Source organism: Bacillus sp. T2.9-1, assembly GCF_950097965.1.
GTDB classification, from domain to species: Bacteria; Bacillota; Bacilli; order Bacillales; family Cytobacillaceae; genus Niallia; species Niallia hominis.
Window position 1 is genome coordinate 79,763 of record NZ_CATNHG010000086.1, and the last position, 14,315, is coordinate 94,077.

General features: G+C 36.9%; 13 protein-coding genes and 1 pseudogene. All 14 read right to left on the reverse strand.

The window, feature by feature from the left end; translation table 11 throughout:
• Nucleotides 1-132: 132 nt before the first annotated feature.
• The 14 genes and pseudogenes from QQZ16_RS10290 to QQZ16_RS10355 all read right to left on the reverse strand — a co-directional run bounded on the left by QQZ16_RS10290 (nt 133) and on the right by QQZ16_RS10355 (nt 13,719).
• A complete protein-coding gene (locus QQZ16_RS10290; RefSeq protein ID WP_031534572.1) occupies nt 133-1,089 on the reverse strand; it encodes a polysaccharide deacetylase family protein in 957 nt (318 codons plus the stop codon).
• 197 nt (nt 1,090-1,286) lie between these two features.
• Nucleotides 1,287-3,407, reverse strand: a complete 2,121-nt coding sequence (pnp, locus tag QQZ16_RS10295; protein WP_235247679.1) for a polyribonucleotide nucleotidyltransferase — start codon at nt 3,405-3,407, stop codon at nt 1,287-1,289.
• A 229-nt stretch (nt 3,408-3,636) separates the two neighbouring features.
• The gene (gene rpsO, locus QQZ16_RS10300; protein WP_016201171.1) at nt 3,637-3,906 is read right to left on the reverse strand and encodes a 30S ribosomal protein S15; all 270 of its coding nucleotides are present in this window, start codon (nt 3,904-3,906) and stop codon (nt 3,637-3,639) included.
• Between the two features lie 316 nt (nt 3,907-4,222).
• Complete coding sequence (gene ribF, locus QQZ16_RS10305; protein WP_031534569.1) at nt 4,223-5,170, reverse strand: bifunctional riboflavin kinase/FAD synthetase; 948 nt, start codon at nt 5,168-5,170, stop codon at nt 4,223-4,225.
• Nucleotides 5,171-5,248: 78 nt separating this feature from the next.
• On the reverse strand, nt 5,249-6,166 hold the full coding sequence (gene truB / locus QQZ16_RS10310; protein WP_031534567.1) for a tRNA pseudouridine(55) synthase TruB: 918 nt from the start codon (nt 6,164-6,166) through the stop codon (nt 5,249-5,251).
• Between the two features lie 317 nt (nt 6,167-6,483).
• Entirely contained in the window at nt 6,484-6,849 is a 366-nt protein-coding gene (gene rbfA, locus QQZ16_RS10315) for a 30S ribosome-binding factor RbfA (RefSeq protein WP_031534565.1), read from the reverse strand.
• A 21-nt stretch (nt 6,850-6,870) separates the two neighbouring features.
• Complete coding sequence (locus tag QQZ16_RS10320; protein WP_031534563.1) at nt 6,871-7,152, reverse strand: DUF503 domain-containing protein; 282 nt, start codon at nt 7,150-7,152, stop codon at nt 6,871-6,873.
• Nucleotides 7,149-9,320 (reverse strand): translation initiation factor IF-2, encoded by a 2,172-nt coding sequence (gene infB / locus QQZ16_RS10325; RefSeq protein WP_031534562.1) that lies wholly within the window; start codon nt 9,318-9,320, stop codon nt 7,149-7,151. The genes QQZ16_RS10320 and infB overlap by 4 nt, the downstream gene beginning before the upstream one ends.
• A 19-nt stretch (nt 9,321-9,339) precedes the next feature.
• Nucleotides 9,340-9,642, reverse strand: a complete 303-nt coding sequence (locus tag QQZ16_RS10330) for a YlxQ family RNA-binding protein (protein ID WP_016201165.1) — start codon at nt 9,640-9,642, stop codon at nt 9,340-9,342.
• Nucleotides 9,639-9,923, reverse strand: coding sequence for an RNase P modulator RnpM (rnpM, locus tag QQZ16_RS10335; protein ID WP_031534561.1), 285 nt, complete (start codon nt 9,921-9,923; stop codon nt 9,639-9,641). The genes QQZ16_RS10330 and rnpM overlap by 4 nt, the downstream gene beginning before the upstream one ends.
• Nucleotides 9,924-9,938: 15 nt before the next feature.
• Nucleotides 9,939-11,069, reverse strand: a complete 1,131-nt coding sequence (nusA, locus tag QQZ16_RS10340; RefSeq protein ID WP_235247680.1) for a transcription termination factor NusA — start codon at nt 11,067-11,069, stop codon at nt 9,939-9,941.
• A 98-nt stretch (nt 11,070-11,167) separates the two neighbouring features.
• On the reverse strand, nt 11,168-11,641 hold the full coding sequence (gene rimP / locus QQZ16_RS10345) for a ribosome maturation factor RimP (RefSeq protein WP_192840931.1): 474 nt from the start codon (nt 11,639-11,641) through the stop codon (nt 11,168-11,170).
• Nucleotides 11,642-11,917: 276 nt separating this feature from the next.
• Nucleotides 11,918-13,321, reverse strand: a pseudogene (locus QQZ16_RS10350) (PolC-type DNA polymerase III); the annotation flags it as partial.
• Between the two features lie 179 nt (nt 13,322-13,500).
• Nucleotides 13,501-13,719, reverse strand: a complete 219-nt coding sequence (locus QQZ16_RS10355) for a hypothetical protein (protein ID WP_031534554.1) — start codon at nt 13,717-13,719, stop codon at nt 13,501-13,503.
• Nucleotides 13,720-14,315: the final 596 nt, after the last annotated feature.

Below are 14,315 nucleotides of genomic sequence, written 5' to 3' on the forward strand. Positions count from 1 at the left end.
GCCGCTCCCATTTCCTTCATTCCCGAAGAAACTATTCCTTACACATCCATTAATTCAAGCCTTCATAAAAATAAAGCAACAGCATTTAAAATACATTTCATCTTATAGAATACTATAAGATGGATGGAACTACTATTTTTTTGTATTATAGCTTTCCCGCTCCTCACTAAGCATGTCACTAACCGTATCAATTTTATACCCTTTATTCTCAATTTCAATAATTAATCGCTCGAGACTATTTGTCGTTACTTCTGTAGGGTGCATGAGGATAAGTGCCCCATTATGGATTTTTGCAAGAACTCGATTAAGCAATGTATCTGGGCTTGGTTTTTGCCAATCGATTGTATCTACAGACCATATTACTGTTTTCAACTTCTGCTGATCTGCAATCTTTACTACTTCATTATTAAAATATCCGCTTGGTGGTGCTAACAACGTGACTTGCTCTCCTGTTGTTGCTTCTATCACATCATTTGTTTTAACTATTTCCTCATGAATTTTGCTGCTACTAATTTTACTCATATCAGGATGTGTATAGGAATGATTTCCGATTTCATGCCCAGCTTCTGCAATCATTTTTGCAAGATCTGGGTTTTTTTGAACCCATCTACCCTCTAAGAAAAAACTAGCCTTCACATGATGTTTTTTCAAGGTAGCTAAAATATCAGGCAAAAATTCATTGCCCCATGCTACATTTATAATAAAACTAACTGTCTCTTTGTCTGGATTTCCTTTATAAATAGGAGCAGGCGGCAAATCAGCTAAAGTAATTTCTGGTTTCACTTGTTGGAAAACTAATTTTTGTTCATTGAATTTCTTCTCTTTTTTCATATTTTTATATGATGCATCTATATCGACCTTTAGCCCGTTTAATCCAGGAATTGCTTTCCATACTGGATCTAACTTTGCATCTATTGGTGCTTTTTCAAACTCTTTTGCTTTTTCACTAATAGTTGTGTATAAGGAACCATTTGCTGTTACGGTTACTGATTTTTCTTGCAAGGTGCTAACATATGTATCTGCTAAAGGATTATTAACTAAAAACCAAGAGACAACAACAATCCCTACTAGTGAAACTATTTTCTTCATCACCTTTCCCCCCTAGTTATTACAATATGATAATCAAGGACAAGGTAGAACGCAGAAATATGGACATTGCTTATCCTTATTTTTTATTTTGGTTCAAGATGAATCATTTCATTCCACAAAAAAAGATGACTTGATAAAATATCTGTTAAACCATTAACAGCTTTTATCAAAGTCATCTTTTTCTTTTTGTTATTTAGTTAGTTTTTAGCATTCTCAGCTTGTTCTTTTTGTTCTTTTAAAACCGCTTTGCGTGATAAGTTAACTCTTCCTTGTTTATCAATTTCTGTTACTTTCACAAGGATTTCATCACCGATTGCTACGACGTCTTCTACTTTGCCAATTCTTTCTTCAGCAAGCTCAGAAATATGAACAAGGCCGTCTTTTCCGTTAAAGATTTCAACGAATGCACCGAATTTCTCGATTCGTTTTACTTTGCCAAGATACATTTGTCCGACAACTACTTCACGAACAATATCTTCAATAATTTGTTTTGCTTTGTTATTCATTTCATCATCAATAGAAGAAATGAATACTGTACCATCTTGCTCGATATCAATTTTAACTCCAGTTTCTTCAATGATTTTATTGATTTGTTTACCACTTGGTCCAATTACATCGCGAATTTTGTCTGGGTTAATAGACATCATTAAGATTTTTGGCGCATAAGAAGATAAAGATTCTCTAGGAGTATTGATTGTTGCCATCATGGATTCTAAAATTTGCATACGACCAATTTTTGCTTGCTGTAATGCCTCTTCTAAAATTTCACGAGATAGTCCATCAATTTTAATATCCATTTGAAGTGCTGTAACCCCTTTAGAAGTACCAGCAACTTTAAAGTCCATATCTCCTAAATGATCTTCCATTCCTTGTATGTCTGTTAAAATACTGTAGTGTTCACCAGATTTAATCAGACCCATTGCAATACCTGCAACTGGTGCTTTAATTGGCACCCCAGCATCCATCATAGCAAGCGTACTTGCACAAATACTAGCTTGTGAAGTAGAACCATTGGATTCTAATACTTCTGATACAAGTCGAATAGTATATGGGAAGTCTTTTTCAGAAGGAATGATCGGTTCTAAGGCTCTTTCCCCTAGTGCGCCATGGCCGATTTCTCTTCGTCCAGGTCCACGCATTGGTCCTGTTTCACCAACACTGAAGTTAGGGAAATTATAGTGATGCATAAACCGTTTTTCTTCTTCTACTCCAAGACCGTCCAAGATTTGTACGTCTCCTAGAGCACCTAATGTACAAATGCTTAATGCTTGCGTTTGTCCACGAGTGAACAGACCAGAACCATGTGTTCTTGGTAATAAATGAACTTCTGAAGATAGTGGGCGGATTTCTTCTAATCCACGTCCGTCTGGGCGAACTTTATCTTCCGTAATTAAACGGCGAACTTCATTTTTCACTAATTTATCTAAAATTGCTTTCACTTGCTTTAATTCTTCTTCTTCTGTTTCTTCTGCTTCATACTTTGCAATAACAGAATCTTTTACCACTTTAATAGCTGCTTCACGAGCATGCTTTTCTTGTACTCGAATGGCTTCTAGCATTTCGTTTTCACATAATGCGCGCACATCTGCTTCGATGTCTTTATCCAATTCGTATAGAACAACTTCCGTTTTCTCTTTGCCAATCTCTTCAGCAATTTTTTCTTGGAAAGCAATTAGACGTTTAATTTCATCATGACCAAACATAATTGCTTCAAGCATTACTTCTTCTGGCACTTCATCTGCACCAGCCTCAACCATGTTGATTGCATCCTTTGTACCTGCAACAGCAAGATTAATATCACTTTTCTCTGCTTGTTCTACTGTAGGATTGATTACAAATTCGCCATCGATTCTTCCAACATATACACCAGCGATTGGACCGCCAAATGGTATGTCAGAAACAGATAATGCGAGTGATGACCCAAACATTGCTGCCATTTCAGATGTACAATCTTGATCCACACTCATAACCATGCTGACTACTTGCACTTCATTACGGAAGCCATCAGCAAATAATGGTCGAATCGGTCTGTCGATTAAACGGCTTGCAAGAATCGCTCTTTCGCTTGGACGTCCTTCTCTTTTTATAAAGCCACCTGGGATTTTACCAACTGCATATAGGCGTTCTTCATAGTTTACTGTTAATGGAAAGAAGTCTAAGTTTTTCGGTTCTTTTGAAGCAGTCGCTGTGCTTAATACAGCAGTATCACCATATCGTACAAGTACTGCGCCATTTGCTTGTTTTGCTAATTGTCCAATTTCGACTGTAAGCTTTCTTCCAGCCCAGTCAATGGAATAGACATGCTTATCTTGTCCCATTCATAAACCCCTCTCTACTCATTCACTTCATGGAGGTTTCCGGTTAAATACTACCTAAAACCTACTATTTTATAAAATAAAGAATACTACCTTTAAATTTTCTCTTCTACTAGTATACACATTTTATGTAACTAAAAAACGAAATTAATTTATGTAATCTATAGAAACCATATGTTAGATTCGCATTTATTTACAATAAAAAAGCGGGAAAAATATCCCGCTTTTTTAACTATCTACGTAGACCAAGTTTGTTAATTAAAACACGGTAACGTTGAACGTCTTTATTACGTAGGTAAGTTAAAAGATTACGACGTCTACCTACCATTTTCAAAAGACCACGACGTGAGTGATGATCCTTTTTATGTGTACGTAAATGTTCATTTAAGTTATTGATTGACTCAGTAAGGACAGCGATTTGAACTTCTGGAGATCCAGTATCGTTCTCATGCGTTTTGTACTCATTGATAAGTTCGTTTTTACGTTCTTGAGTGATTGCCATCCTGTTTCACCTCCTATTTCTATTACACTAATCCCCATTTACCGAGCAAAACGTTGGTGATTCGATTTGCCAAGCAAAGGTTGTTTTTAGTACGTATTTAAGAATACCTGTTTTCTTGTGAAAAATCAAGACATAACCTTTTATTTTTTAAAATAAGCAAAGAACACAAAAGAGAGTCTGGCCAAACATCGATTCTAATAGAAACAAATAAAAGTTTCCTTACTATTACTTGTTTCTTTCTATTTACCTGTTGGAATATATTTAACCAGTATTTCCAAATCTATTTAGAATATTCCGTATTACTTTCATTTTTTTCTTATTGTGCGTTATCATAAAAATATTGTAATGCCGTTTGCTTGTCTTTTTCTATTTGGGCTACTAGTTCATCGATTCCATTGAATTTTTGTTCACTTCTGATTCGTTTATGCCATTCTACTGTTACGGAATGTCCATAGATGTCTTGATGGAAATCGAAAATATGGACTTCAATGCTGGCTGTTTTCTCTTCTGGAGTGAAGGTTGGTTTTGTGCCTAAATTACATACCCCTTCATACCACTTTCCATTTACTAATAATCGGACCGCATATACACCAAGTGGTGGCAAAATAACATCACTTGCTTGCTTTACGTTTGCTGTAGGAAAACCGATTGTTCTTCCCCGCTTATCGCCATGAATGACAGTGCCTTTTATCGTATAATATCTGCCTAATAGGGAAGGAACTTTTTCCATATCTCCATTATTAATAAGGGAACGAATCAATGTGGAACTTACTTTCTCTCCCCCAATGGTTTCTTTTCCAATAATGGTTGTTTCATATTTACCTCGTGAATGTTCCGAAAGTGTTCCAGCCGTTCCTTGAGCTTTCTTGCCATAAGTATAATCAAAACCTGCTACAACATGCTTCACATTTAAGTCAATTAAATACGTATCTACGAATTCTTGCGGTGGCAAACTAGCAAATTCAATAGTGAAATCAACAATGAATAAATAATCAATTCCTAATTTTGCTAATTCTTCCACTTTGGATTCAAAAGAGGTTAAATACTCTACTTTTTTCGTTTTTCCACCTAGCACGATAGAAGGATGGGGATCGAACGTCATAACAGCACTGCTCCATCCATTTTGATCTGCTATATTTTTTGCTTCTCCGATTACTTTTTGGTGACCAAGATGTACACCATCAAAAGAACCTAACGCAATGGAAATTGGCGGATAATCTTGCTCTTTATTTCGTTCTGAATGATTGATTCTAACTATTTTCACTACGCTACTCACCTTTTCTAGCTCTAATTTCTTTATCCCTTTTGTCACACTGTTTCAAGGTGTACGACGCATTATTCACTATTCCAAAATTTTCAATATTTTTGACGGTTTTATTAAACCATTTTTTGTTGGATGCTGAACATAGATAGCTAACGCTTCACCTGTTGTTGTTTGAATGACAATTGGCTCCTGTTCTTCTACTAAATGAGCAGGAGTTTCTAATACCGTTCCGTTTCGTACCTTCATTGCTAATGTATCATTTATTTCATATTTCGGCAAATGTAAAAGCGCGTCTTCAATCGGATAAATAAGCTTATCAACAATCCCTTTTTCTACATATTCTTCAAGCTCTTCAAAGGTCACACATTCTTTTTCCGTAAATGTTGCAGAACGTGTTCGACTTAAGTCTGACATATGGGCAGGATACCCTAATTTTTCTCCAATCATCACAGCGAGCGTTCTGATATATGTTCCTTTACTGCAGCTTACTTTAAATCGAAAGGATACGATATCACCCTTTAATTCTTTCCATTCTTCTATTAATTCTAAAGAATAAATAGTCACTTGTCTTGAAGGTCGTTCAATCACTAATCCTTGTCTTGCATATTCATAAAGCCTTTTTCCATTTACTTTTACGGCAGAATACATTGGCGGTGTTTGCGTAATTGTCCCTGTTAATTCTTGTAATATTGCCTCGATTCTTTCTCTCGTAATCGTTTCTGTTACTTCCTTTTCCTCTACCTTTTCTCCAGAACGGTCTTCTGTAGTAGTAGAGTAGCCTATCGTTACTTCTCCTACGTATTCTTTGCCAGCATCTGTTATATATTCCGCTACTTTCGTCGCTCTTCCTAAACAAATCGGCAATACCCCTGTTACATCTGGATCGAGTGTGCCAGTATGACCAATCCTCTTCATATGTAATATCTTTCGCAAACGAAAAACACAATCATGCGAAGTAAGCCCCTTCGGCTTCCATAACGGTAAAATCCCTTCCATATACCTCATCCTTTATTCATTTATAAATTTAAATAATTAATGCGAAAATAGATCTTGCTCTTTACTTGTAATGTCATTTAAAATTCTGAGTTGATTGAGGGAACTTGACTCCTGCGGGAGATGAGGGAAATAAGAGACCCGCAGGCAAAGCCGAGGAGGCTCTCATCCCTCCCCGCGGAAAGCAAGTTCCTGTAACGGAAATCAACGCGCTTTGTTCGAAAGTTAACTTTATTTAAGCCTCTATAAAAAAACTCCTATCGTCCATATCCATAACCATCATGGAAAAAGTCCGATAGGAGCATACTTATTTTTACATCTTATCTTTCGTCGTTGCTAGACGGATTTTCTTTTGCGATTTGATGCAATAATGTATCAATTCTATTTCCGTAATCTATCGACTCATCAAATTCAAAAGTAATCTCAGGAGTTTTGCGTAAACGAATGCGTTGTCCAATCTCTGAACGGATAAAACCTTTCGCTTTTGCTAATCCTTTTAGTGTATTTTCACGTTGTTCCTCATCGCCAAGTACGGAAATATACACAGTTGCTTGTTGAAGGTCACCTGTAACGTTAACATCTGTAACGGTTACAAAGCCGATGCGAGGATCTTTTATCTTACGAGTAATAATCTCGCCCAATTCCTTCTTCATTTGTTCACCAACACGATTTGGTCTTAGACTCATCGCGCAATTCACCTCATTTTATTAAAGCCATTCTATATCTGTTACCGTTCTCTCTATTTCTGGGAAAGAATCGATAAACTGCTGTGCTTGCTGCAACACACCTTCAACGGAGACACGTGCAGAAGCAACTGTAACGATAGCAATCTTTGTTCTTTGCCAAGTATCTTGAAAGTCTACCTCTGAAATAGAGATATTGTATTTTTGCTTTAAGCGGGTCATAATCCTTTGTAGGACCGCCCGCTTTTCTTTTAATGAGTGGGCATCATAAATAATGCATTCCACTGTCATTAAACCAATTATCATTTACGCTCAATTTCTTCCATAACATATGCTTCGATAATATCGCCTTCTTTAACATCGTTAAAGTTTTTGATTGTAATCCCACACTCGTAACCCTGAGCTACTTCTTTTGCATCGTCCTTAAAACGTTTTAATGCATCGATTTCGCCTTCAAAAATTACAACACCGTCACGGATTAAGCGAATGCCGCTATCTCTTGTAATTTTTCCGTCTGTTACATAGGAACCTGCAATCGTACCGATTTTAGAAACCTTGAAAGTTTGACGAATTTCAGCCTGACCAATAATTTTTTCTTGGAATTCAGGGTCAAGCATCCCTTTCATTGCCGCTTCGATTTCTTCAATTACTTTATAGATAATACGGTGTAAACGTACATCTACTTCTTCAGCATCTGCAGCTCTTTTCGCATTAACATCAGGTCGAACGTTAAATCCGATAACAATTGCATTAGATGCAGCTGCAAGTGTAATATCTGATTCATTAATGGCACCTACACCAGTATGAATAATTTTAACATTTACGCCTTCTACTTCAATTTTATAAAGAGCGGCAGCTAATGCTTCTGCTGAACCTTGAACATCGGCTTTAAGAACGATATTAATATCTTTCATTTCCCCTTGTTTCATATGTTCAAACAGATTATCAAGACTGATTCTTGTTTTTTCTGATCTTTGAGCTTGAATTGCTTGTGTAGAACGAGCTTCTCCGACTTGTCTTGCTGTTTTCTCATCATTGAAGACAACAAATCGATCACCAGCTTGTGGAACCTCGTTTAAACCAGTAATTTCAACAGGTGTTGATGGTCCTGCTGATTTCACACGTCTACCTAAATCGTTAACCATTGCACGAACGCGACCAAATGTATTTCCAACTACAATTGGATCTCCTACGCGCAATGTACCATTTTGAACTAGTAAAGTTGCGACAGAACCTTTCCCTTTATCTAGCTCTGCTTCAATAACAGTTCCAACTGCATTACGATTTGGATTAGCTTTATATTCTTCTACTTCACTTACTAATAAAATCATTTCCAGTAAAGAATCAATACCTTCACCAGTTAATGCGGAAAGTGGAACAAAGATAGTTTCCCCACCCCAAGCTTCTGGTACTAATCCATGTTCTGTTAATTCCTGCATTACTCGATCAGGATTTGCAGTTGGTTTATCCATTTTATTGACTGCCACAATAATAGGAACCTCAGCAGCCTTCGCATGGTTGATTGCTTCGATTGTCTGTGGCATAACACCATCGTCAGCAGCTACAACAAGAATGGTGATATCTGTAATTTTCGCACCACGTGCACGCATTGTAGTAAAGGCTGCGTGTCCTGGTGTATCAAGAAACGTAATTTTCTTGCCATTTTCCTCAATTTGGTATGCACCGATATGCTGGGTAATACCACCAGCTTCTCCTGCTGTTACCTTTGTATTACGGATACTGTCAAGTAATGTTGTTTTCCCGTGGTCAACGTGTCCCATGATTGTAACAACAGATGGGCGCTCTATTAATTCTGCATTTTCATCATCTGCAAAGTATACTTCTAGGTCCGTTGTATCTATTTTAATTTCTTCTTCAACTTCTACCCCGTAATCTGTACAGATTAACTCGATCGCATCTTTATCTAATTCTTGGTTGATCGTTGCCATTACACCAAGTAGGAATAATTTTTTGATGATTTCAGATGGTTCACGATGTAATTTTTTTGCTAATTCAGCAACAGTTAAAGACTCACTGAATGTAATTTTCTCTGGTAATTCTTTTTCTTTTTTCGGAGCAGGTGGAGCAACTGGAGCAGCATTTTGCTTCCCTTTGCGATTGTTATTTCTATTTTTGTTATTATTGTTGTTATTGTTTTTTGGTTTATTAAACCCTGGTTTATTATCTTTAGTATTTTTCACAGATTGATTTACTTTCCCCTTTTCAGCCATTTCATCGCTTTCTTTTTCATACTCGTCTGCGATATTTTTAGCAACCGCTTTTTGAGCCGGTGTTTTTGGCTTATTTTCTTCGTTCTTTTTATTATATACACGATCTAGTTTTTTTATTGCTTCCTCTTCCAATGTTGTCATATGGTTTGAGACTTCTACGTTCATCTCTTTTAATTTAGCAATAACATCCTTGCTTGAAATGTTATATTGTTTTGCGTATTCGTATACTCGCACTTTACTCATCATTTCACCCCCGCTAGAATTAATCGAGCAGCGTTAAAAGTTTTTTTGCAAATCCATTATCCAAAACAGCGACAACCACTCTTTGCTCTTTCCCTATTGCTTTCCCGAGGATTTCCCTATTAGAAACAAGCTTCACTGGTACTTTATAGGAACGGCACTTATCCGTGATTTTCTTTGTCGTGTTTTGTGACGCATCTTCCGACAATAATATTAGCTTTGCATTACCGCTTCTAATTTCTTTTACGGTCAATTCCTCACCTGAGGTTATTTTCCGTGCTCGATTTGCTAAGCCAAGTAATGACATCCACTTGTTATCGTTCATTTGGATTGTCTTTGCTCCTTATCTATTAGTTCTAACAGCTCCTCATAGACAGAATCATCTACTGTAACTTCTAGCTGATTAGAAAGAATATTCTTCTTCTTGGCTAATAGTACTGCTTCTCTATCCAATGAAAGATATGCTCCGCGACCAGATTTTTTCCCTGTTAAATCGACGGATACATCCCCTTCTTTGGAACGAACGATGCGAACTAATTCTTTTTTCGGCCTCATTTCACCGGTAGCAACACATTTACGCATTGGTACTTTTCTTGGTTTGTTCACACACATTCACCTCTATCACTCGAAATCTTCCGTGCTTAAACGAAAATCATCCTCTTCTTCTACTTCATCATCAAATTTAATTAATGAATTTTCTGTTGGATAAATTCCAACTTCTCTTGCTTCCGATTCAGATTTGATATCAATTTTCCAGCCAGTAAGCTTCGCTGCTAAGCGTGCATTTTGGCCTCTCTTACCAATTGCCAATGACAATTGATAATCTGGAACAATCACAGTAGTTGCTTTGTCTTCTTCATTCACAATTACTTCTAATACTTTTGAAGGGCTTAATGCATTTGCGACAAATACTGTTGGGTCACTAGACCACTTAACAATATCAATCTTTTCCCCTTTTAACTCATTTACAATCGTCTGCACACGAGTTCCTTTAGGACCTACACATGAACCTACTGGATCTACTTCTTCATTTTCTGAATGAACGGAAATTTTGGAACGATCTCCAGCTTCACGAGCAACCGATTTGATTTCTACTGTGCCATCATAAATTTCTGGCACTTCCATCTCAAATAATCTTTTTAGTAAACCTGGATGTGTTCTAGAAACAAAGATTTGTGGACCTTTTGTTGTCTTTTCCACTTTTGTTAAGAACACTTTGATTCTATCATGTGGTTTATAATGCTCATTTGGCATTTGTTCATTTGTAGGCAAGATTGCTTCAATTTTTCCTAAGCTTACATAAATAAATTTGCTATCTTGACGTTGAACAATCCCTGTCATGATGTCTTCTTCGCGATCGATAAATTCGGAATAGATAATTCCTCTTTCTGCCTCACGAACTCTTTGTGTAACTACTTGTTTTGCAGTTTGCGCTGCAATACGACCAAAATCTTTTGGTGTAACTTCTAATTCCACAATATCTTCTACTTCATAGTTCGGATTAATTTTTTGTGCATCTTCCAAAGAAATTTCCAGACGTGGATCAAATACCTCATCTACTACTTCTTTTCTAGCCAATACACGCATAGAACCTGCACCTAAATTCAAATCAATTCGTACATTTTGTGCCTGGTTAAAATTGCGGCGATAAGCAGAGATTAAAGCCGCTTCCATTGCATCCATGATCACTTCTCGTGATATTCCTTTTTCTTTTTCAAGTAACACTAGAGCATCAACTAATTCACTGCTCATGAGCGTGTATCCCCCTTTATTCTCTATTATCAATAATGAAATGACCGTAAGTTAGCGAAGCTTTTTCTTAAAGCTTCTTAATTAAGGTCCTTTATAAATTATGAAAAAGTAACTGCAAGCCTTGCTTTAGCAACTTTTTCGTATGGGATCTCAATCGTTTTCTTTCTTGTCTTTATTTTGACTTCGACTGTCACCATTTTTCCATCAAAAGCTGTTAAGATTCCTTCAAAGGTTTTTTCGTTTTCAATTGGTTCATATGTTTTAATATAAACATTTTTCCCGATTGCCTTTTCGAAATCTTTGTCTTTTTTTAATGGTCGTTCTGCTCCAGGGGAAGAAACCTCTAAAAAGTAGTTCTCTGAAATCGGATCGACTTCATCTAGCTTTTCACTTAGTTTTTCACTAACAACTGCACATTCATCAATATCCACGCCAGTTTCTTTGTCAATGTAAACACGTAAAAACCAGTTTGGTCCCTCTTTTACATATTCAACATCTACTAATTCTAAATGTAGTTCATCTAAAATGGGATGTGCCATTTCTTCCACTATTTGTGTTACTTTGCTCAAAATTTTTCCCTCCTTAAGCAAGGAACCTTATTATGTTTTTAGAGTCAACTTAGTAAACTAAAATATGTACACTTGTTGCTCAATTCTCAAATTAGTGTGATACCATTCACTTCTGATTTTAGGAAAAAACCCTAATACAAACAGGAAAGAGTGGGTTGCCCCACTCTCCATTCGCGAAAGTTATCCTTAGTATTTCCAATTAAACTATACCATAACCGCTTCATTTATGCAAATGAAAGTCCGTTATTACAACGTTTCTTCCGACTTCTAAAAAATCTATTAGAATAAGGAAAGCTGATTTTGGTCTGGCATATCTGCCAAGCAACCGTGATTGTCAAGATATTGCATAATGGTTTTAGAAACTTTTCCCCGTTGCTGTAAATCCTCTTTTGATAAAAACTCCCCATTTTTTCTAGCTTCCACAATATTTATTGCAGCATTTGTTCCCAATCCTGGGATACTATTGAATGGTGGAATAAGAGAATTACCTTCAATAATAAATTCAGTAGCACTAGATTTATATAAATCAACCTTTTTAAAGGAATAGCCCCTTTCTACCATTTCAAAGGCTAGCTCCATTACAGTTAATAAGTTCTTCTCTTTCGTTGATGCGTCTAACCCTTTTGCACTTATATCATCTATTACTGCTTTAATACTATGGGAGCCTTTCACCATTGCATCAACATCAAAATCATCGGCACGAACAGTGAAATATGCAGCGTAATAAAGCAATGCATGATGCACTTTGAAATAAGCAATCCTTACTGCCATTAATACGTAAGCAGCGGCATGCGCCTTCGGGAACATATATTTTATCTTTTTGCAAGAATCAATATACCATTCTGGTACTTCGTTCTTTCTCATTTCTTCTTCCATCTCATCTGATAGACCTTTCCCTTTACGCACACTTTCCATGATTTTGAAAGCGAAACTTGGATCCAGTCCTTGATAGATTAGATAAACCATAATGTCATCACGACATCCTATTACTTCACTTAAGTTACAAATATTATTATGAATAAGTTCTTGGGCATTGCCTAGCCAAACATCTGTACCGTGAGATAGACCAGATATCTGTACTAACTCAGAAAACGTTGTCGGCTTTGTATCTTCTAGCATTTGTCGAACAAATTTTGTTCCAAACTCAGGGATACCAAATGTACCTGTTTTACAATAAATTTGTTCTGGGGTTACCCCAAGTGACTCCGTACCACTGAATATTTTCATTACTTCTGGATCATCTGTCGGAATTGTCTTAGGGTCAATCCCACTTAAATCTTGAAGCATTCTGATAACAGTCGGATCATCATGTCCTAGAATATCAAGCTTCAGTACATTATCATGGATAGAATGGAAATCAAAATGGGTTGTTTTCCATTCGGAATTTCGATCATCTGCTGGAAATTGAATCGGCGTAAAGTCATAAACATCCATATAATCCGGAATAACAATGATTCCCCCTGGATGCTGTCCAGTTGTTCGCTTAACACCCGTACAGCCAGATGCTAATCGGTCAATTTCCGCACCGCGAATTTGCAAATTATTATCGTTTTGATATGCCTTAACATAACCATATGCTGTTTTATCAGCTACAGTACCTATTGTTCCTGCACGGTATACATACTCATCACCAAACAGTACTTTTGTATAGTTATGGGCGATTGGCTGATATTCACCGGAAAAATATGGCAATAGGTAAGCCTTTGATGTCATCTCTAGCTTTTCCCCTGCCCCACACCGTACGTGACCCTTTCGGTGTCATACGGCGCTCTATCGTCTTTATATTTACGATAATTAGATCACTAACGCTCGGAATCCTACTACCTTGCGTAGTGCATTGAGTTTCTTTAATGCTTTGGCGTCTAGTGTATTGACATGATAATAGTTTGACCAGTTGTTCTGTTTCCAGTGTTCCTTTTCAAGTTTTGAAAAGCGAGAAGAATATTTTCTTCTGAGATGATTAAATCGTACAGCTTATTAAAATACCTTCCATTTTTACTTTCAGCATACAAATGGTCAAATGTGTCTTGAACATTGAAATATTCGTTATTTCTTAGCTTTTGAACCATTAAGTCAGCCAACTAATCACCTCCAAGAAAGGCTTTCGTTTCTATTTAGTCATACAAGAATACTGACTTGTGTAGGATTTGTATCGTAAAAGACTACTCAAGCCCTTCCCTCAGAACTGTTTTTCCCTCGGACCTATTCAGTATATTTGGTCGTCATCAGCAGTTCCTACAATCGGTACTACGGCTTTACTGCCACTTCGACAAATCTTCATTATACTCAAGCTGAGCTTTTTGAAGAACGACTTTCAATCGGTGTGTAATCACCTCAAGTCTCCGAAGCTTCCCACGTTCCGTTAACTCTATCTATACATACTTCCGTAGGTTTCCTCTAAACTCCGTCTAGCTTGATAGCTCCTATAAAGCTATATGGATTTTCATAACCTAACGTTTACTCATCCACACTAGAAAGTCCTATTAGGACCCCTAAGCATTTCTACTTAGTGACATTCACGAAGAGTCAGTCGAGGATTCGTCCAGATAACTCTATCCATACTAACCATAGAAGTTTTGTAGACACCCGGCCTATCGTTTACAACTCTATTAGGGTCTTGCCTCACCATTATGTGTTAGGGTAAACTTCAGCCGACTTTAGCGGGCTTCAAACGAGT

Bases quoted from the DNA above. Each gene is read 5' to 3' on its own strand.
- infB (WP_031534562.1), bottom strand. From the start codon at position 9,320: ATGAGTAAAGTGCGAGTATACGAATACGCAAAACAATATAACATTTCA.
- QQZ16_RS10320 (WP_031534563.1), bottom strand. From the start codon at position 7,152: ATGATAATTGGTTTAATGACAGTGGAATGCATTATTTATGATGCCCAC.
- QQZ16_RS10330 (WP_016201165.1), bottom strand. From the start codon at position 9,642: ATGAACGATAACAAGTGGATGTCATTACTTGGCTTAGCAAATCGAGCA.
- pnp (WP_235247679.1), bottom strand. From the start codon at position 3,407: ATGGGACAAGATAAGCATGTCTATTCCATTGACTGGGCTGGAAGAAAG.
- rpsO (WP_016201171.1), bottom strand. From the start codon at position 3,906: ATGGCAATCACTCAAGAACGTAAAAACGAACTTATCAATGAGTACAAA.
- QQZ16_RS10290 (WP_031534572.1), bottom strand. From the start codon at position 1,089: ATGAAGAAAATAGTTTCACTAGTAGGGATTGTTGTTGTCTCTTGGTTT.
- rbfA (WP_031534565.1), bottom strand. From the start codon at position 6,849: ATGAGTCTAAGACCAAATCGTGTTGGTGAACAAATGAAGAAGGAATTG.
- nusA (WP_235247680.1), bottom strand. From the start codon at position 11,069: ATGAGCAGTGAATTAGTTGATGCTCTAGTGTTACTTGAAAAAGAAAAA.
- truB (WP_031534567.1), bottom strand. From the start codon at position 6,166: ATGGAAGGGATTTTACCGTTATGGAAGCCGAAGGGGCTTACTTCGCAT.